The organism is Natrinema sp. DC36 (genome assembly GCF_020405225.1).
In the GTDB taxonomy this organism is placed as follows: Archaea; Halobacteriota; Halobacteria; order Halobacteriales; family Natrialbaceae; genus Natrinema.
Map to the genome: position 1 here is coordinate 134,269 of NZ_CP084475.1, position 18,284 is coordinate 152,552.

Genomic DNA, 18,284 nt, shown 5'->3' on the forward strand with positions numbered 1-18,284 from the left:
AATTATGGCATCTTCACGCTGATATCGGACAAGGAACGTCGGAAACGTGGGGTGGTGTCCTCCACTAGATTTATACTTCTTCCGCTCACACTGTGTGATATTCAATGACGCCCGACTCTTCACCCAATTCTGTCGACGATCCCCTCTTTGAATCCGGGCATCGTATCTTCGCGAACAAGGATCTCCTAAAAATCGGCCATGTTCCAGAGGCTGACCGGATCGTCGGTCGCGACGAGGAAATCTCGAAACTCGCAAAACGCCTCAATGGCGCTGTCCACGGGTACTCTCCGGAGAACGTAATGATCTACGGGAAAACAGGGACCGGTAAATCTCTCGTTTCAAAACACGTCTGTCAACGAGCTCAAAATGCTGCTCAGGATGGCGTCGAGATTGGAACAGCGTATCTCGACTGTGCAGAAGACAATACCGAGACCCAGGCAATCTCCTCACTTGCCGCGAAGCTGAACGATGAATCTTCTACTGGAATCACCGTTCCTCATACCGGCCTCAGTACGTCGAAATACTACAAACTCCTCTGGAAGACGCTTGACGCTCAATTCGATTCTGTGATCATCATCCTGGACGAGATCGACTTGATGAACGACGACAGCGTGCTGATGAAACTCTCGCGCGCTGAAGAGGCGGGGAAAATCGACTGTAGCGTCGGTGTCATCGCGATCAGCAACAAGATCCAGTACGTCGACAACGTGAACGAGCGCGTGAAAAGCAGTTTTCAACACAAGGAGCTGTTCTTCAAGCCATACGACGCCAACCAGCTCCGGGAGATCATGTTCAATCGCGAGGACGCCTTCCAGGACGGCGTCCTTTCCGAGGACGTGATTCCGCTCTCGGCTGCCTTCGCCGCACAGGAACACGGCGATGCTCGGAAGGCGATCGATATTCTTCGCCACGCCGGGGAGGTCGCCTACGAGGCCGGGGCAGAGCAAGTGGCGGAGGAACACGTCCGCCAGGCGCAGCAGCACGCCGAAAAGGACCGGTTCAGAGAACTCGTGAACGGTGCACCCACGCAGGCGAAGGCGGCATTGCTGGCGCTAACGGAATTGAGTGTCAACACCAACGACGATGCTTTCCTCACGAGCCGGGTGTACGACCAGTACGAACGCATCTGCAACCATCTCGATATGGATATCCTCTCCGTCCGTCGGTTCCGCGACATCCTGAAAGAGCAAGCCTTCCTCGGGGTTGTCGAAATCGAGAAGATCAACAAGGGGAGTGCGGGCGGCATCCACCTCCAGAACCGACTCATCGAAGATCCCCAGGTTGTCCGCGAAACGATCCTCGAGGACAGCCGGATGCAGAACTGGACTCGCGAGTAGGGATCCCCCTACTACTGAGTGGGCGCGGACGACGGAAATCCGGGGTGGGGCGTGAGGAAACGACGGAAACGAGGGGGGTCGAAAATTACGTCGGAAACGTGGGGTTGGATCGAAACGACGGAAACCAGGGGTGGGGTCCACTATGACAATCCGTCGGTGGCTCCGAACGAGCTCAAAACAGCGTCCCTCTCACCGGAGAGCTCTCGGCGAATGTCGGAGCGGTCCCACCCGAGCGGTGAAAGCACGCTCTCGACGGCTCTGACCAGCTGCGTTTCGTAGTACGAGGCGTCGTAGGTCTCGATCGCTTCGTGGGCGAGGGCGACACGGTCTCGCGAGGATTTCTCGTCGTCGACGACCACGTACTCGATATCCTGGCCCGGGTGGACTGCCAAATCCTGCTCGCGAGCCCGTTTCAAGGCCGCCACGTTCTGGGTGTTCTGTGAGTAGCCTCCCAGCGGCTTGGAAACACGATTCCGCTCGACGAGCCGCTCCACTGCTACGTTGCCCGCCTGCAGTTCGTCGATTGCTCGTTCGAGACGTCCGAGCACCGCGTCCGGTGACCGCGTGGCATCGAGCCGGTCGAGACAGTCCCGCTGGATGTCCTCAATGAACGGCGAGGTTGAGCGCTGCCGGGCTTCGATGCCTCTAATCTTGAAGTCGTCGTCGCCGGCGACCTTCCCGAAGTACTTCGTCAACGCGCCGGCGTCGCTCTCGCGCTGCGGCACGAACGCCACCCAGTCGTAGTGGGCCTCGTGTTCGAGCCGAATCTCGACGCGTTCCGTGATCTCCGTCGCGAGCGTCTCGAGGTCCTCGTGGTCCTCGTCGTCGACGTCGGGGTCCGGGGTCACCCAGATGGAGTCGACGATGCCGTGGACGACGCGCCAGCCGCCCGCTTCCAGCCGCTGTTTCGCCGTCAGCAGAATCTCGCGAGCAAACGCGTTGATCGCTTCGTGACACTCGATGCGGCCGAATTTCGCGTTGCTGAACCCCTGATAGCCGAAGCAGGCGACGAGGATCCACTTCAGCGCTCCCGACCGTCCCTCGAGTTCTGCCAGCCGGTCCTTGTCGGGGTTGTCCTGTTCCTTCTCGCGACGGATGGCCGCCTTGATCTCGTCGCGAGCGTCGATGATCGGCTGTAGCACGTCGACGAGGTAGCCCCGGTCGTCGCAGATCGAGTACCCTAGGCCGGGGACGTCGTCGCGGTCGCTGTGGCAATCACACCGGATGACGTCCGGTGAGACGTTTCGAGTACAGATGATGTTCGGGTACAGGCTCGAAAAGTCGAGTTCGTGGACGTTCTCGTGGAGGCCGACCTCGGGTGCGAAGATGAAGCCGCCGCGGTCGGCATCGTGGAGCGTTCCCATCGGCTTGTAGAACTCGTGGCGCCAGGAGTTCCAGGGGACGAGGACGCCGCGGTCGTGGGCCTCGCAGATTTGGATTGCGGTGAGCACGTTCCCGATCGACGCCCACGCGAGCTCCTGGACGGGCTTTTTCGAGCGCGACACGAGGTCGAGGACGCCGTCGAGATTAGTCTCCCCGTAGAAGAACGTGTTCGACTCGTCGATGATCGCCCGGCCGGGCACGTTGTACCGCGCCGGGGAGTGACCGACGCGACCGTAGCTCGAGTATGTCGACCGGCTCGCAAGCTGCTGGTAGTCGACGTCCGGCCACCGACTCAGCGAGAAGTCGTCGGCGCCGGCGTCCGTTGCCATCTCGTACAGCGTCGGGACGATCTCGCTGGTTGAGCAGACCAGGACATCCGGATCGTGCGCTTCGAGTGCACCTTGGACGGCGGTCAGGATATCCGTCGGCGAGCCGGTGACGGCGTCGCCGGCGACGGACAGTTTCTCGTAGACGTCGTTGCTCGTTTCGGTCACCGGAACACTGAGCCGGAGCGTCGACAGCTCGCTCGCCGGCGTCGGATCGGCGCCGGTCTCCAGACAGTACCGAAACTCTCGCGAAAAGTCCACGTTGAAACAGGCGAGATCCCCGACTGGATAGTCCGACAGTTGACGCGCCTGCCGGGCGAGTGGAGTGACGCGATCGATGTGGGCAACGTCGACTGCGAGAACGGCCTCCTCGTCTCGTCGAAAGCCGGGGCGTCGCGCAACCAGTTCGGTCGCGACGACATCCGGGTGCTGGTCGTACACCGATTGGAGCGTCGTGAGGTCGATGTCGGACGCTGGGTCGCGAGCGGCGACGTAGAAGCGTGGGGTGTAGTCATCGCGCTCGGTCGCGACGGCGCCGTCGGCGGTTGCCTCCCACTCCAGGACGCGGCCGTCGTCCAGAAAGTCGATACTGAACGGCATCGTCACGGGTTCGCGTCCGGTGGGGCACTCTCTTGATCATCGCTTGTTGCGACCGCGGCTTCGAGCTCCTCGAGGCGTTCTTCGTGGTCGTCGAGGCGGACCTCCTGTTCGAGATCGATGCTGAGCAGCGCCGGCAGCAGCGGGTTCTGGTGGTTCAGCAGCCCGCTCGCGTCGGCATGCTCGCGGGCGTACTCGAACAGTCGGTCGAAGCGCGGCTGGTCGCGACGCCGCAGTGCCCGCCGGAACTCCGCCCAGCGCTCTTCGATGGCCCGGAGCGCATCTCGATAGGTAGGGTTCGTCCGCCCCATCGCTATTGACCTCCTGTCCCGGTCGCCGTCCACGCGTCGAGCAAGGGGTCGGCGGTGGCCGACACGGTCTCACCGTCAGCTGTGACGCCCATTCCGACACCCTCCGGGGTCGGCGTCGACGGCGCCGGGGTCGTCGGTTCCACGCCGACCTGCGTGGCGCGTGCCGCGAGCAGCTGCCGCCAGTACGCGAACGTCGTCTGGTAGTACGCGCCGCCGTCGACGGGATAGACGAGCGTCTCGAAGTCCTCGCCGACGACCCGTGGCCCCATCCGGGTCTGCTCGCACTCTAGGTGGTAGTCGGCGACCGTCGCGACTGGCTCGGTGAATTCGTTTCGTTCGTTTCGCGTAACGAGCACCGGGATGTCGTATCCCTCGGCAAAGGTCGCCAACTGGGCGAGGGTTCGGGCCTGGAGGGTTTTCGCGTGGGTCTCGCCGAGGGTATCGTCGGCGCGGTACTGGGCGTCGACGGCCGGCGCGACGATGAGGGCGGGTGTGTGGGGCGACGTGTCCTCGTCGCGGCCTGGTGCCCGTCGACTGGCCGCCCCGGCGTCGGTGGTGGACATCTGGATCGACTTATTCACCGCTGACGGGAGATCACAGACGGCGCCGTAATGCTGGTAGGAGGTAAATCCGCGTGCCACGTGGATTCGGTTGAGCAATCGTTGACTGGGGGCTATCTGCGTCAGCGTGGCCGTCGTCGCATGGCCGTTTGCGTCAATCCAGAAAGCGGGCCCGTCGTGCAAGAGGAGATGATCGAGTACCAATGACTGAAGGATCGGAACACCCCGATCACCTTCGACATCGAGGAGCGTGATACCGTCATCAAGGGAGGGAAGCAGCATTCCGTCCGTCGCGGGATCGGCTTGATTAGCCAGATTCTGGTTGCGGTCAGCGCTTCGTTTTGGCTGGTCTACCGCCAATCGGTTCGACGTCGATGTGGAGCGGTCGGGCATACTCCAGTAGATGGCCACGTACCAGATAAGCCGCGGCGTGTCGCTTCCGCATTTCCAAGGAATGACTGAGTAATGCGGTAAATCGGACTCAGGCGCTGGATATTGGCGATCGTCCGAAGGTTTCCGAGAAGGCTTCCAAAATGACTTTGATTCGAATGACTCGTAACGAGTGGGCCATCCTTTCAGGCTGGGTCTGAGCGACAACACGGCCCCACAATCCAGACGCTATGGCTCGTCTGGATGTTCCACCGCCTCTAGACCGGCTTCGATAATCTCTTGATAGGCTTCTTCGAGGTCCTTGTCCTCTTGTTCGGCGTAGTCTTTCACCCGCCCGTTCAGTGTGTGCGAGATGTCGATGTTCGGTCGCATCGTTTGTGTCCAAAAGACATTTAGACATTCAGGTACAAATGTCTGTTGTCGTGAGGCGAACCAATACGTTCGCGGTGCGACCACTCTCCGAGCAGGATGAGCAACTGCTCCGCGAGCTGTTGGACGCCTCCGCCAGCCTGTGGAACGAACTGAATTACGAGCGCCGCCAGAACTTCTTCGACGGCGACTCCGTATGGGATACTGCCGACTACCGCAAACAGTACGTCGGTGTCCTCGGGTCCGCTACTGCCCAACAAGTCATCCGTAAGAACAGCGAGGCGTGGCGGTCGTTTTTCGCCGCCTGCGAAGATGGCGAGGACACAGCCCCTCCCGGTTACTGGGGCAACGAGGAGGCCGGTAGAGAGTTGCGGACGTACATCCGTAATGACTCCTACACCATCGAAACTGGTGAACGGAGTCGCCTCGAAATCCCGGTCGGCCAAGACCTGAAAGATGAGTACGGACTTGGCTACTACGACCGCCTGCGGCTCGAAGTCTGCGGCGCTCCCAAGTGGGACGGCGAACAGGGCCGATTGGAACTGTACTTCGACGAGATCGACGACACGTTCAGAGCCATTCAGCCTGTCACTGTCCCGGATTCTCGACAGGATTCACCACTGGCTTCCGAAGAAGCCGCTCTAGACGTGGGCGCGAACAATCTCGTCGCCTGTACCACCACCACCGGCCAACAGTATCTCTACGAGGGACGCGACCTGTTCGCCCGCTTCCGTGAAACCACCGAAGAAATCGCGAGGCTCCAATCGAAACTCCAAGAGGGCCGAAACAGCAGTCAGCGGATTCAATCCCTGTACCGCAAGCGAACACGCCGCCGCGACCACGCCCAAGACGCTCTCGTGCGGAATTTGATCGAGCGACTATACGACGAAGGTGTCGATACGGTGTACGTCGGCGACCTTACGGACGTGCTGGTGGACTACTGGAGCGCGGAAGTGAACGAGAAAACCCACCAGTTCTGGGCGTATCGCTCGTTCATCGATCGTCTCGCCACGACCGCCGAGGAGTACGGTATCACGGTCGAAGTCCGCTCAGAAGCATACACGACGGCGGAATGTCCAGTGTGTGGCGAACGAGAGAAGACGGAACGAGACGGTGACGTGTTCCGCTGTTCGTGTGGCTATGAGGGGCACGCCGACCTCGGTGCGTCACGGACATTCCTCGAGCGACAGGCTGGCGTAAATCTGGACGTCGGGTCGATGGCACGGCCTGTGCGCCTCACGTGGGACGACCATATCTGGTCGGAGTTATCACGCTCTCCCGAGAGGGCCAGTCCCAACGAGGAGCGCACAAACCGGAGTACCCGCACGGGGAAACTTGCCTCCGTGGGTGCGGCATAGCCAATATCCCCACCGGAGGAATCCCATTCCCCTAAGGATGGGAGGATGTCAATGGGCGCGATCTGGGCGAGTGTCGTCGTCGCGTGTCCGTTTGCGTCGACCCAGAAGGCGGGCCCGTCGTACAGGAGGAGATGGTCGAGTACGAGCGACTGCAGGATCGGGACGCCGCGGCCTCTCTCGACGTCGAGCAGGGTGATGCCGTCGTCGAGCTGCGGCAGCAGCATCTCGTCCGTAGCCGGATCGGCCTGGTCAGCGAGGGACCGATTGCGGTCAGCTCCCCGTGTCGGCTGGTCCACCGCCAATCGGTTCGACGTTGAGTGTTCTCCCATACTCGACTAAAGGTCCACATTCCCGATAAGCCGCGGCGTGTCGCTTCCGCGTTTCAGGGAACTCGACTTGATCCCCTCCAATCCCGGTACAGTCCCGAGTAGTCTCTGTTTGGATCCCGTTTCCGAGAATAGTTCCTGAATCGAGCGTTCTTCGTGTTAACCAACACCCGGCCGTATTGACGGCGGTGTGTTGGTTAAACCTACACAGCTGCAGTCTCGTGCCTGACTGCTCGGAATGTTAATGCTCGACACCACGTTGGAAGAGGTGCTCTATGAGCTACCCACGAACTCACGTCGACCACCGAAACCCCGACCACCATGAGTCAATGCATCCAACTCGAAATATCGTGAACGCCCACGTTGTTGCCGGGGAATTCCTCACTTCACGATACCACGATGCGCTTCAAACTGTTCTCCATCCTCTCGGTGAGTCTTTGGACACCAAAGACCAACATGCGCTCAACGACCTTGGCATCGTCCATGCTACTGGTTCCTTGAACGAGCAATCCCCTATTGTTCGCACATACGTCAAACTCGACGAGTATTGGACACGCACCCATCGTACTGCGCTCAACGAATTATTCGCTGATCGACGTGCTCACGTCCTGAGTTGCTGTACACGGTTCCTTTCTGAGTTCTCTCGACACACACTCGAAGTCGAATCTGGCCGTTCCGGAACTGCGCTGGATAGTACCCTTGCTCCACTCCTGGAAAGCGGAATTCTCTCACACACAGACGATGAGAAAACGCCTTATTCTGTTGATGAACACCACGCGCTGTATCGACCGACTGAACGGCTCTTCGACGCACTTCTTGACCAAGCAGCTGTTCTCTGTGAGCTACTGCCCCCGACCGAACTCTAATCGAACGATTCAGAGCCGTTCCCATTTCCAGATACGTTGAAGACTCTCCCGGTCGGACCCAGATGTATGTGTGGCCGGAACTCGCTCTTCATCGACCAGGCTGACCTCGAGACTCGCTTCGACGCCGAGGTCGTCACGGACGGGGGCTATACACCCCGATACAACATCGCACCTGGCGACGACCTCCACATCATCACGAACGAGGCTCCAGACGAGATCGACACCTACCACTGGGGGCTGATTCCGTTCTGGGCGGATGAGCCCGGGGAGGGCATCATCAACGCTCGCTCCGAGACTGCCGGCGAGAAACGCGTCTTCGAGCGAGCGTGGGAATCACGTCCCTGTTTAGTCCTCTCGTCGGGGTTCTACGAGTGGAAATCGCCGAACGGCGGGACAAAACAACCCTACCGGATTCACCGCGAGGACGACCCCGCGTTTGCGATGGCCGGGCTCTGGGACGTCTGGGAGGGTGACGACGAGACGATCTCGTGCGTCACGATTCTTACGACGGAGCCGAACGACCTGATGAACTCAATCCACGACCGGATGCCGGTCGTCCTCCCGCAGGACGCGGAATCTGACTGGCTCGCCGCAGACCCGGACACCCGCAAGGAACTGTGCCAGCCGTACCCGAAGGACGACCTGGACGCCTACGAGATTTCGACGCGGGTCAACAACCCAGACAACGACGATCCCCAGGTCATCGAGCCGCTGGACCACGAGCAATCGGGCCTCGGCGAGTTCAGTTCCTGATAGCTGACGGGCTTACGGTCACTGCATCGGCGACGCAGCTGCTGAATCGACGAGCGAGTACTCTCGATCCCGACTCGTCCCCTCCGCCTCAAGGAGGTTGTACTGCTCCATCTTCGAGAGGTACGTGCGGATAGTCCGTTTCGTCCGTGGGTCATCGACCTCCTCGGAATAGCGCTCGTGAATCTCGCTCGGCCCGACCGAGCCGTGCTCGCGAACGATGTCGTAGACGACGCGCTGATGGGGGGTGAGTGAATCGAGGCTCTTCTGCTTAATCTGCGCCCGGGCATCCTCGGCGGCGTCCAGGAGGATGTCGTCGGTGATGCGTTCGTGGTTCTCGCGATCGGCCTTGCCGGCGGCCGTTCGGAGGATGCCGATTGCGAGGCGGGCGTCGCCGGCGGCCGCGTCGGCGATCCGGTAGAGCTGGTCGTCGGTGATGACGTCCTCGTCGAGGCCCCACTTCGCCCGCGCACTCAGAATGTCGTACAGCTGCTCGTCGTGGTATTTGTCCATCCGGACGTGTTCGCTGGAGCGCAGCCGGCTCACGAGGCGGTCGTCGACGCGGCTGAACAGCTCCTCTTCCTTGTTCGCGATGCAGATGATCGCGAACTGCGGGAGGCTGTGGAGATCGCAGATGACGCTGGGGTCTTCGAGCTGGTCGACCTCATCGAGGATGACGACCGTTCGCGGGCCGTCGTGCTGCTGGAGGCGGTCGACGAGTTCGTCGTGCGGCGTCGACTGTCGGTGGATGTCGATGGTCGCGCCGAGGTCGTCGAGGATCTGGTAGAGCGTGCGGAACCGCGTGTAGTTGCGCCAGCAGTTGACGTAGGTCGTCTCGACGTCGAGGACCTCTTCCCGGAGTCGTTCCGTGACGAATTGCGAGATGCAGGTCTTGCCGGCGCCGCTGGGTCCAGTGACGATGGCCGTGTCGGCGGGTTCCCCGTTCGTGATGGGCTCGAGAACGCTGGAGAGATGGTTGACTTCGGCGTCGCGATGCTCAACTTCTCGAGGGACGAACCCGGCGCGTAGAACGCGAGCATCGCGGATCATTGTGTTAGTGAGTGACTGGTTCTGCGTCAGACCATAAATACGTGACCGGGTTGTTTCCGGAAAGCAAATCTCACCAATTGGCCATCGGTTGAATACCGGGTCTCTTTGTGGTGATTCGGGAGGAATCTGTCGTGGTGGCTTTTCGGAAGTTCACGGAAACACGAACCTTCCTGAATAGAAGATATCCCCTTGGGTTTAAATATCCAAATTGCGATGTATCGCCTGTGACACCAAACGAAAACGACCCTGTCACCAACGTGCCGACCGTCGAGGTTCAAAGCCCCACCGGAAGCCTTGACGTGAATGCCCTTATCAAATCAAACGGGGAAGACGATCCGTTTGCCGGCCTATTCGAGGACACTACTGGAGGCTCCGATACGACATCCGTTCCAACCACAAACCAACAAAACACCGATGTCGTCGATCTCGGAAAAGACCTCCTCGCCGGATACGCCGACTGGAAAGGTGGACAAGTTGATCATGATCCACACGATGATCCACTTCGTTACCTTTGGCACGACGCCCCTGAACTCATTATCGCTGCCGCCGTGGCAGGCTATTTCACATACAAGGGCGCTCAAGGACTTGGTGGCCTAGTTTCATCTGGTTCAACAACAGATGAAACCGGCACGTCGACGCAGCCGCGTCTCCCTCTGGAAGATCGGCCGTATCGGGTGTTTGTGAGTCACTCGTGGAAGTACTCCGAACAGCGTGAACGCATTGAGGAGTTCCTCGATGATGAAAATCGGCTGGACTGGCAGAACTTCTGTGTCCCAGAGGACGATCCGATGGAGTTTGAAGATAAGAATGATCTTCGTCAGCAGCTCTACCAGCAGGTTGGGCAGGCAAATGTGGTCGTCGTCGTCGCTGGGATGTACGTCTCGCACAGCGAGTGGATCGAGGAGGAGATTGAGATGGCAGACCATTTCGAGAAACCTATTATCGGTGTGCGACCGAACGGGAACAAGCGACTTCCAGCTGTGGTAAAGGAGGAAGCCGATGAGATTGTCGGTTGGCGGCAGAAGTCTATCGTAAACGCCATCGCGAAGCATGCATGATCTACCCTCGGACGAGTATGGCCCAAGACAGAGGGATGGCAGTACACGATCTTCACCCAGACGGCCAGAGCGTGATAAGACGCTCATCAATCAGTACAGGCACTACGCAGAAAGCGTAATGGCGACCGAACAGCGTTTGGATCTGAACTGTTTCTACGGTCCCCTATTCTTAGAATGGCGCAAAGCATCATTCGCCGACACCTTAGCGGAATATGTCTGAATCAACTGACGAGACCTCTGGCGAGAGCGAGCCGAATAATGCAAATCTTGGCGAAAATACCGAGGACAAAGACACGCCTGAAACAGAGCCGGAACACCCCGAAGAGGTTACTGGGGGAGATCCGGCCGAATCGGCCGAGCCCAATGCCGTAGAGAATGGGCCGTTAACGAATCTGAACGACGAAGAGACGGATCGCTTGATGGATCAATACATCCACTATGGAGAGGTGGCAATCGAGACTGCGAATCAGCGGGTCCAGATGAACCGATTTTTCGGCTTGATTTTGACGTCGATACTAGCCGGACTCTTCGCTCTCGCCCGAGGAAATTTGACGACTACGAGTGCTGCAATCGTTCTATTCGCCTCTGGATTTGGAAGTCTGATCTGTTACTTTTGGTATCAGAGTTTACAGTCGTATCGCCGGCTGAACAAGGCCCGATATGCTATTCTCAACCAAATCGAGTCTGCCCTTCCTGTCCGAATGTATCTTGATGAATGGCGATACCTCAAGCGGGAAAAGCCCGATCCGGACATCGTTGAGCCCCGACCTGATGACGACCCAGATCACCGCTCGCATACGATTGTCGAACAGTGGTTTGTCCGTCTCCTTGCCGCTGGATATCTTACTGTCGGAGGATACGCTGGCGGGTTCATTCTAACTCCTTTGCTCACGAATGCAGGCTATTCTCTGCCGTCTCCGACGGCAGTCGGGCTAATAACCGGTGCGACCGTTATGGCTGGTTCGATAGGGCTATTCTGGATTCGGAGCTGATGACACCTACTATGAAACGATTCGATATTGGAGACACGGTCCGAATCGATATCCCGGACGTGACAGATCCAGATCACGAGCGTCTCCATGGACGTCGAGGAACAATCGTTGAGATCCTCTCAGACGATGCAGGAACTGTGACTGGTGATCAACGAGAAGGCTATCTTTTCCGGGTTGAAATCGCCAATGGTGACACTGTTGACGTCCGCTGGCGGGATCTTCGGCCAGTTTGATTGGCTATTGTCTGGTGCCACCTCTGTAGTCTAAGTTCACTAAACACTAAGTTAGCGTACTGAATACATCTCGGCATTACGATGCTCTCGCTTCCTCCGCTTGTCGATAACGCCAATAGAACACTAGAAGACGCTTACAAGCGGATTATTCCCCAGATCGAGGAAGGCCGTATCGCAACTGGCTACTTTTATCTCTCAGGATTCGACCTCTACCGGGAAGACCTTGAAAATCTGGCTGACCCCGAGGAACTCGGCCACGCTCCACTTCGGATCTTGATGGGACGTCAGACGAATAGGGGAACTGCTGACGAAATCGGTGAGGGGCAGAATCTCAAAGAGGAGCTCAAAAGAGAGGTGAGAGAAAGCATCTCGGAGCTGAATAACGCTCAGATCGGGCGACTAGACCGGCTACGAGACTTTATCGCCGAAGGCGAGGTGAGCGTCCGTGTGCGAAATCCTGAAAACGGTTACTTCCACGCAAAGGGTGCATCATTTCGAGCGCCACTCGAAGACGACGAAGATTGGGGACAAGACGAGGATGAAGACACCCGTCCATGCGCTACAGTTGTCGGCTCCTCGAACTTCACCAAGAGCGGCCACCAGAACAACATCGAACTGAACCTCACGAGTCAGGATCGACACAAGGCCGAAGCGTTCGAGGAGTGGTACGACAACCAGTGGGCCAACGCCGAGGAGTTCAGTGAGGAGATCATCCGAATCATCGAGAACAGCGAGGAGTACCAGGACTGGAAGGAACAGCAGGAGGACGAGTCCGACAAGGAGACGTCACCCGAGGAGCTGGGTACATATCTCGAACCGTTCGAGCTCTACAAGCTGCTCGCCTACGACGAACTGAGTGGGAACGTCAACATCCGTGACAGCCCACTGTACTACTTCCAGAAGCTCGGGTACGAGAGTGCAAAGGAAAAGCTCTCACAGTTCAACGGGTGCATCGTCTCCGACTCGGTCGGCCTGGGGAAATCATTTATTGGAGGTGAACTCCTCCACGACTACCGCCAACGTGGCGACCACTGTCTCCTCATTGTCCCGGCAAACCTGACTGATCAGTGGGAAGACCTACTCCAGAACGACACTGACAAAGACGGCAATCCGTACTTCGGGTTAGAGGTGGACGGCACGCACCTTGATGTGATGAGTATCAGTAAGTTCCAGAATCTTTCCTACGGCGAGGTGCAGGACCTCAAAGATGAGTTCGATGTCCTGCTTATCGACGAGGCTCACCGGTTCCGGAACTACGGGAAGTGGCGGCCGAACCCGGACCACGATGACGACTACAAGGGGACGCGACGACACGCGAATCTCAGGCAACTCCGCGGAAAGACGATGATAATGCTGACCGCGACCCCGATCAATAACAGCGCTACCGACCTGAAGAACCTCATCAGCTTGTTCACCAGCCCGGAGGAACTTCGGAACAAGGCGTCACTCGACTTTGATGCGTTCGACGAATATATCGAGCTCTCGGAGACGCGAAAACGCATCGCAGCCGGGAAAGAGGAAGTCGGCGACGACGAACAGCAAGAAATCACCGAGCAGCTCCAGCGACACTCCTCTGAGATATCGAATATCCTTAACGAAGTGATGGTTCTCCGGACGCGCAAGCACGTCAAAGACCAGATACAGGACAGCGAAGACTTCGAGATGAGCTTCAAGCCGCCGAAACTCAACAAGCAACAGTACTCCCTGCCGGCGGCCTACCAGCCAATATATCGGATGCTTCCCGACGTGATGGACGCCCTCCACCTACCCCACATCACAGTCAAAAACCCGAAAGCAGGGAGCACGCTGAAAGCTCTCTACAAGCTGAACCTCCTCAAACGGCTCGAGTCCTCAACGTACGCGTTCGTCCAGTCGATCGAGACGCTACATCAGAGCGAACGCCAGCTTCTCGGCCTTCTTGGTGAACTTCCCGAGGACGAAGACATCGATATGCTCCGAACTGTTCGGGAAGGGGATGACTCTGAACTCGGTGACTTTGTCGAAGGAGCCGACGCTGCTGAAGATCTCGAACAAACACTCGAAGAATTCGGTTTCGATACCACCGCTATTCAATCGGAAGAAGGAGCTGATACCGAGGGAGATGAACTGGCAGACGCCACCATCGGCGAGGTGAAGACGTACATCAGGGAGGACCTCACCCTTCTCTCGTATTTCCTCTCGCAGTTCATCGGTGATGTCGCCCGTGATGCGGGTGATGTGAGTGATTATGCGGTTTCCACGCGGCAATGGCTCGCTGACCACGACGCTGGTGTCCTCCCAGATATTCCTGAAGAAGAGATGAATCCGATTCTCTACCCGAATAGTGACCTGAGCGAAGTCGACCCCGCCACACGCGACTTTTACGAGGCCGTCTTTTCACTCCGCGAGTTCCGCGACCCGAAGATCGACCGACTTGCAGATGTCCTCACTAACCACGATCAGAAGGTGCTCATCTTCACGCAGTATCGGGCAACTGCAGACTACGTCTATCGAACCCTCTGTGACAACGAGGATTCACCACTCACAGAGGCGAACAGTGCCGTCGTCAAGGGTGGCGACGAGAATAAACAGGACATCATTCAACGCTTTGCTCCCGAGGCGTCAGGCTACCAGCAAACGCTCGCCGAGTCGGGGGACTCAGAGCTACAGTACGTAGTGGCCACTGACACGCTGAGTGAAGGGGTTAATCTCCAGGACGTTCATGTGGTGGTCAATTACGACCTGCCGTGGAACCCGATGCGGATTGTCCAGCGTGTCGGGCGAGTCGACCGGATCGGGAGTACCGCCGAGAAACACGTCCACAACTTCTACCCGGACGGCGACATCGAGGCGGCGATTAAGCTCCTGAAACGCCTGCAGGCAAAGATCAACGATATCGCGCTCATCGTCGGAAAGGAGAACAATATCCTCGATCCGAACGAAGACCAGATTCTCGAAAAGACAGGTGTAGACACGGAGAAGACAATCGGGGAATTACAGGTGGACGAGATTGAGGACTCTCTCCAGAAGTCCCGTGAAATTGACGACGTGAATGAACTCGACGACACGAGCAAGAATCCGCTCCTCCGCAATGCTGGGAGTAATGAACACGCTGCGTTCGAGCGGTACCTTCTGAAGCGAGAACTGAACGAGGATTATGACCTAACTGCGGAAGACTTCGAGTACGCTGAGGACTTCTTCGATGACCCGCCCGAAGAACGGGAATTCCTCTACACGAATGTAACTGACCACGATGCCGGTCCTCGTCCGGGCGTATTCGCCCTTGCCCACCTCTGGTTCGACGATGATGACCACGAGTCCCCGCTTGGTCGCGTCCGTCGTGCTTTCTACTACAAGCCCTTCGCCGACGAGGTCAAAGAGCGGCCCGTGAGCACGCTCAACATTGACCCTTCAGTTGACGGCGACCCGATTACTGGAAATCCAGATACGGTGTTATCGAATCGCGGTGAGATTCAAGCAGTGCTTGACGAGCGCCTGGAGGTGATTCGAGAAGGCCAAGTTGAGGGTGCTTTCAAACAGGGGGAGGCCTTCTCGAAGGAACAGGAGACGATCCTCGATTTCATCAGTCACTACGTTCAGCCGAATCACGGCAATGAGCCGGCTCCTGTCGAAGAGTTCGAAACGATAGGAGAATGGGCTACCGACATCGAAGAGCGGCTGCAGGAGGTAAAGCTGGCGAACACGGATGAAGACCGAATCCTACGAGAGATCTTTCGCCAGAACGAGCAGTACGACTCTTTCCCAGAGTGGCCGACCGGGGAGTTCCTCAGTCAGCTTGAGGAGTTCTTAGAAGAGAACGTCGAAGCCTCTACTGAATACCAGACGAAACTGATGGGAGAGAGTGATGTACAAGCGAAGCTCGTATGTTGGGGGGTTGTCGGACAGTGATTCGGGAGCTACGGTAGGGGCCCCTTCTGATCCAGTAAATCATATTTCTCCAAGACCAGATCGAAGTACATCTCGTCCATCAGCTTCGGATTCTCAACGCGATGGAAGTCGTCGAGAATAAACTTCACGTCACGACGTTCCAGGCCATACGCGTGGAATGCGGCCGCGTCGATTTCAGCCTGTAATTCTCTGCGTTCTTGATCTTCTACCGCTGCCTCGATTCCGCCGAGTCGCTCACGCATTTCTTTGAATTCTTCCCCGTAACAGTTCAATCGGGCAGCTCGTTCAGCGATATACTGGAACCAGTCATCTCCGTCGGTGAGCCGTGGTAGCTGGGATTCCAAAAGCTCGCGCTTGACGATGTGCGTCTCGACTTTAGTTCGCATCAGGAAATCGAACGCAATGCTGTTCAGGAGTCCCGTTGCCACGAAGAGTTCTTGATCCGTAAATCGCCGGACGTAGGGTGACCGAAGTGGGGACTCTGTGAGGTGTTCCTCTTCCGGTTCAATAGCGAACGGCTTGAACGTGTTAATGGTGTGGAGACAGATGACGTCCTTCGGAAGTACCGTCGCTATTATCGTCCGCTCGTCCCGGGATCGAGAAACGTCTCGAATGCCAATTCGGTATTCAGTACAATCAAGCAAGACATCTTCTTCCTCAAGTCCGTGACCACGGTGTTCTTCGAGTAGTTCATCTACGAATTGAACTTGAGACTTGCTCGTCTCTGAACCTCCAAAGGCGTCGTAGATTGCTCGCTTGAGGTTCCCCCGATTGAATTTCTTCTCTCGAACACGGTACTGGGCACTATTCGGTGGATCATACATCCCCCGACTCCAATACCGAGGGTTGTCCAAACTCTCTGTGTGGGTATTATCGTGTTCGAATTGGTGGATATTCGCTCCCCCGTATACGGGATAATCAGCATTATCAGGGGAATCTTGCAATCGATCTTTATCGGTGGACTCGACGAACTCCTTCGTCAACATATCCACTGACCAAGCACCTTCGATATTTTCATCTAGAGGCGGTTGAGTGACAACCTTGCTGAGGACGTCGGCTTCGACCTGTGATGTGATCGAGGGGAAAATTCTACCCTCAGGAGAATAATTGAGAAGCACTTGACGTGGGATTTCTGCGGCTACATCCTCGATATTATAGACAACGTCCATACTCCGTTGATTAAAAATACCCCGGAGTCGACTGGTCTTACCACCATACTCAAATGTCAGAATGGCAAATCGGTACTGTCGATGTATCTGCTCAAAGATCCCCTTATTTTCGAATCCGATGAGGTTCTCTATGTCTGTATGGTCCAGTAGATGCGTTCGAAGGTCTTTCCCCATCACTCCCCCGAAAATAGTCCCCGGGAGAAGTAGACTCACCTTCACGCCGTCTCTGGAGAGTCTGAAGACCCGCTCTAGAAAAAGAGCCGAAAGTTCGTTCTTTGTCGGCATCGTCCGACCGCCCACCACCGGAGATTGGAGCTTGTAGACATCTCCCTGCGTGAAAAAGTCTGCCTGAGTTTCCATCGATTCCTTGTAGTCCTCCCATTCCCACGCAACTTCAGGGCTTGAGAGGAGGTCTTCCATCACACCGTCTTTTTCCTCCGACGGATAGGTACGGAACTGCTCATCGTAGCGAATGAAGAAGTCGTCGCGATTCGCGTAGAGCATGTCCCACGGCGGGTTCCCGATGAACACGTCGAATCCACCTTTCTCGAAGACATCGGCGAACTCCAACGGCCAGTGGAAGGGGGACCACTCCCGAATTTCCTCGATCGTTATGTCGTCAAAGCCAGCGTCTTGAAATTCTCGCTGAAGGATTTCGTCAAATTTGTCCCGGTGTTCCTCTATTCTGTCTTCTGCCTCCTTCCGCCATTCTTGAGCTTCAACACTGGTTTCCGCTTTCTTGTGCTTCTTGATGGCCTCTTTCACGTCCTCAAAACGAGTTTTCACCTCCCAAGAATCGAGATCGCTGTCTCCGTCTTCGTTACTCTCGATGTCCGTATCGAGTTGACCAATTAGGCTGTTGCCCTGTCGTACGTTGAAATCGATGTTGGGGAGCGGCTCCACCTCGCTCGGTTCATCCTCGATATCAGCGACCATCGACAACCAGAGCCTGAGCTTGCAAATCTCAACAGCACCTTCGTCGATATCGACTCCGTACAAATTGTTGAGTATGGCCGTTCGCTTTGCGTACAGTGATGAGGAGCCTTTTCCAGACTCGATTTCCTCTATCTCTTCTCGCGTTCTGGATTCTAGCTCCCATCCTTGCCCCTCGGATTCGAGCCGCTGGAAATACTCAATGCATTGCATCAATTGAGCGTCTCGCTATTGGCTGTTTTCGACTTGATTTACGAATGCTCGTGAAATGCGAGCTGCTTCTTACATACTACGCAACGGGTGGATTGACCAGTTCAGTCGAAAGTCACCCTCGTATCCATCATTTTCATATGAGTAAAGCAACTTTCAGGTGGTATGACTCTCCAGC

13 protein-coding genes and 1 pseudogene are annotated in these 18,284 nt (G+C 57.0%); 7 read left to right on the top strand and 7 right to left on the bottom strand.

Annotated elements, in window-relative coordinates; all coding sequences use genetic code 11:
- Window positions 1-104 precede the first annotated feature (104 nt).
- Entirely contained in the window at window positions 105-1,337 is a 1,233-nt protein-coding gene (gene orc4, locus LDH74_RS24990; protein WP_226043211.1) for an orc1/cdc6 family replication initiation protein, read from the top strand.
- A gap of 140 nt (window positions 1,338-1,477) precedes the next feature.
- Here the strand turns inward: orc4 and LDH74_RS24995 are convergent, their stop codons facing one another.
- From LDH74_RS24995 to LDH74_RS25010, 4 genes are all read right to left on the bottom strand, one after another.
- Entirely contained in the window at window positions 1,478-3,646 is a 2,169-nt protein-coding gene (locus tag LDH74_RS24995; protein ID WP_226043212.1) for a type B DNA-directed DNA polymerase, read from the bottom strand.
- Between the two features lie 2 nt (window positions 3,647-3,648).
- On the bottom strand, window positions 3,649-3,954 hold the full coding sequence (locus LDH74_RS25000; protein ID WP_226043213.1) for a hypothetical protein: 306 nt from the start codon (window positions 3,952-3,954) through the stop codon (window positions 3,649-3,651).
- 2 nt (window positions 3,955-3,956) lie between these two features.
- The gene (locus tag LDH74_RS25005; RefSeq protein ID WP_226043214.1) at window positions 3,957-4,907 is read right to left on the bottom strand and encodes a hypothetical protein; all 951 of its coding nucleotides are present in this window, start codon (window positions 4,905-4,907) and stop codon (window positions 3,957-3,959) included.
- Between the two features lie 225 nt (window positions 4,908-5,132).
- Window positions 5,133-5,276 carry a hypothetical protein gene (locus LDH74_RS25010; protein ID WP_226043215.1) on the bottom strand — a complete coding sequence of 48 codons (144 nt, stop codon included), beginning with the start codon at window positions 5,274-5,276 and terminating at the stop codon, window positions 5,133-5,135.
- Window positions 5,277-5,314: 38 nt separating this feature from the next.
- On the opposite strand from LDH74_RS25010, the gene LDH74_RS25015 reads away from it, so the two are divergent.
- Complete coding sequence (locus LDH74_RS25015) at window positions 5,315-6,631, top strand: transposase (RefSeq protein ID WP_226043216.1); 1,317 nt, start codon at window positions 5,315-5,317, stop codon at window positions 6,629-6,631.
- A gap of 53 nt (window positions 6,632-6,684) precedes the next feature.
- Here LDH74_RS25015 and LDH74_RS25020 read toward each other — a convergent pair.
- Window positions 6,685-6,960, bottom strand: a pseudogene (locus tag LDH74_RS25020) (hypothetical protein); the annotation flags it as partial.
- 929 nt (window positions 6,961-7,889) lie between these two features.
- Here LDH74_RS25020 and LDH74_RS25025 point away from each other — a divergent pair.
- The gene (locus tag LDH74_RS25025; RefSeq protein WP_226043217.1) at window positions 7,890-8,576 is read left to right on the top strand and encodes an SOS response-associated peptidase; all 687 of its coding nucleotides are present in this window, start codon (window positions 7,890-7,892) and stop codon (window positions 8,574-8,576) included.
- 18 nt (window positions 8,577-8,594) lie between these two features.
- Here the strand turns inward: LDH74_RS25025 and LDH74_RS25030 are convergent, their stop codons facing one another.
- Window positions 8,595-9,623, bottom strand: coding sequence for a Cdc6/Cdc18 family protein (locus LDH74_RS25030; RefSeq protein ID WP_226043218.1), 1,029 nt, complete (start codon window positions 9,621-9,623; stop codon window positions 8,595-8,597).
- A gap of 224 nt (window positions 9,624-9,847) precedes the next feature.
- Here LDH74_RS25030 and LDH74_RS25035 point away from each other — a divergent pair, with 224 nt between their 5' ends.
- The 4 genes from LDH74_RS25035 to LDH74_RS25050 all read left to right on the top strand — a co-directional run bounded on the left by LDH74_RS25035 (window position 9,848) and on the right by LDH74_RS25050 (window position 15,794).
- Window positions 9,848-10,681, top strand: a complete 834-nt coding sequence (locus LDH74_RS25035) for a TIR domain-containing protein (RefSeq protein ID WP_226043219.1) — start codon at window positions 9,848-9,850, stop codon at window positions 10,679-10,681.
- A gap of 212 nt (window positions 10,682-10,893) precedes the next feature.
- On the top strand, window positions 10,894-11,673 hold the full coding sequence (locus LDH74_RS25040; RefSeq protein WP_226043220.1) for a hypothetical protein: 780 nt from the start codon (window positions 10,894-10,896) through the stop codon (window positions 11,671-11,673).
- A gap of 11 nt (window positions 11,674-11,684) precedes the next feature.
- Window positions 11,685-11,906 (top strand): hypothetical protein, encoded by a 222-nt coding sequence (locus LDH74_RS25045; RefSeq protein ID WP_071401626.1) that lies wholly within the window; start codon window positions 11,685-11,687, stop codon window positions 11,904-11,906.
- 81 nt (window positions 11,907-11,987) lie between these two features.
- Window positions 11,988-15,794, top strand: coding sequence for a helicase-related protein (locus LDH74_RS25050; protein ID WP_226043221.1), 3,807 nt, complete (start codon window positions 11,988-11,990; stop codon window positions 15,792-15,794).
- Window positions 15,795-15,802: 8 nt separating this feature from the next.
- On the opposite strand, the gene LDH74_RS25055 is transcribed toward LDH74_RS25050, so the two are convergent.
- Window positions 15,803-18,109, bottom strand: coding sequence for a BREX-1 system adenine-specific DNA-methyltransferase PglX (locus tag LDH74_RS25055; protein WP_226043222.1), 2,307 nt, complete (start codon window positions 18,107-18,109; stop codon window positions 15,803-15,805).
- Window positions 18,110-18,284 lie beyond the last annotated feature (175 nt).

Coding starts and splice junctions, on each gene's coding strand:
- LDH74_RS25025 (WP_226043217.1), top strand. CDS start 7,890: ATGTGTGGCCGGAACTCGCTCTTCATCGACCAGGCTGACCTCGAGACT.
- LDH74_RS25015 (WP_226043216.1), top strand. CDS start 5,315: ATGTCTGTTGTCGTGAGGCGAACCAATACGTTCGCGGTGCGACCACTC.
- LDH74_RS25050 (WP_226043221.1), top strand. CDS start 11,988: ATGCTCTCGCTTCCTCCGCTTGTCGATAACGCCAATAGAACACTAGAA.
- LDH74_RS24995 (WP_226043212.1), bottom strand. CDS start 3,646: ATGCCGTTCAGTATCGACTTTCTGGACGACGGCCGCGTCCTGGAGTGG.
- LDH74_RS25055 (WP_226043222.1), bottom strand. CDS start 18,109: ATGCAATGCATTGAGTATTTCCAGCGGCTCGAATCCGAGGGGCAAGGA.
- LDH74_RS25030 (WP_226043218.1), bottom strand. CDS start 9,623: ATGATCCGCGATGCTCGCGTTCTACGCGCCGGGTTCGTCCCTCGAGAA.
- LDH74_RS25045 (WP_071401626.1), top strand. CDS start 11,685: ATGAAACGATTCGATATTGGAGACACGGTCCGAATCGATATCCCGGAC.
- LDH74_RS25005 (WP_226043214.1), bottom strand. CDS start 4,907: ATGCCCGACCGCTCCACATCGACGTCGAACCGATTGGCGGTAGACCAG.
- LDH74_RS25010 (WP_226043215.1), bottom strand. CDS start 5,276: ATGCGACCGAACATCGACATCTCGCACACACTGAACGGGCGGGTGAAA.
- LDH74_RS25040 (WP_226043220.1), top strand. CDS start 10,894: ATGTCTGAATCAACTGACGAGACCTCTGGCGAGAGCGAGCCGAATAAT.
- LDH74_RS25000 (WP_226043213.1), bottom strand. CDS start 3,954: ATGGGGCGGACGAACCCTACCTATCGAGATGCGCTCCGGGCCATCGAA.
- orc4 (WP_226043211.1), top strand. CDS start 105: ATGACGCCCGACTCTTCACCCAATTCTGTCGACGATCCCCTCTTTGAA.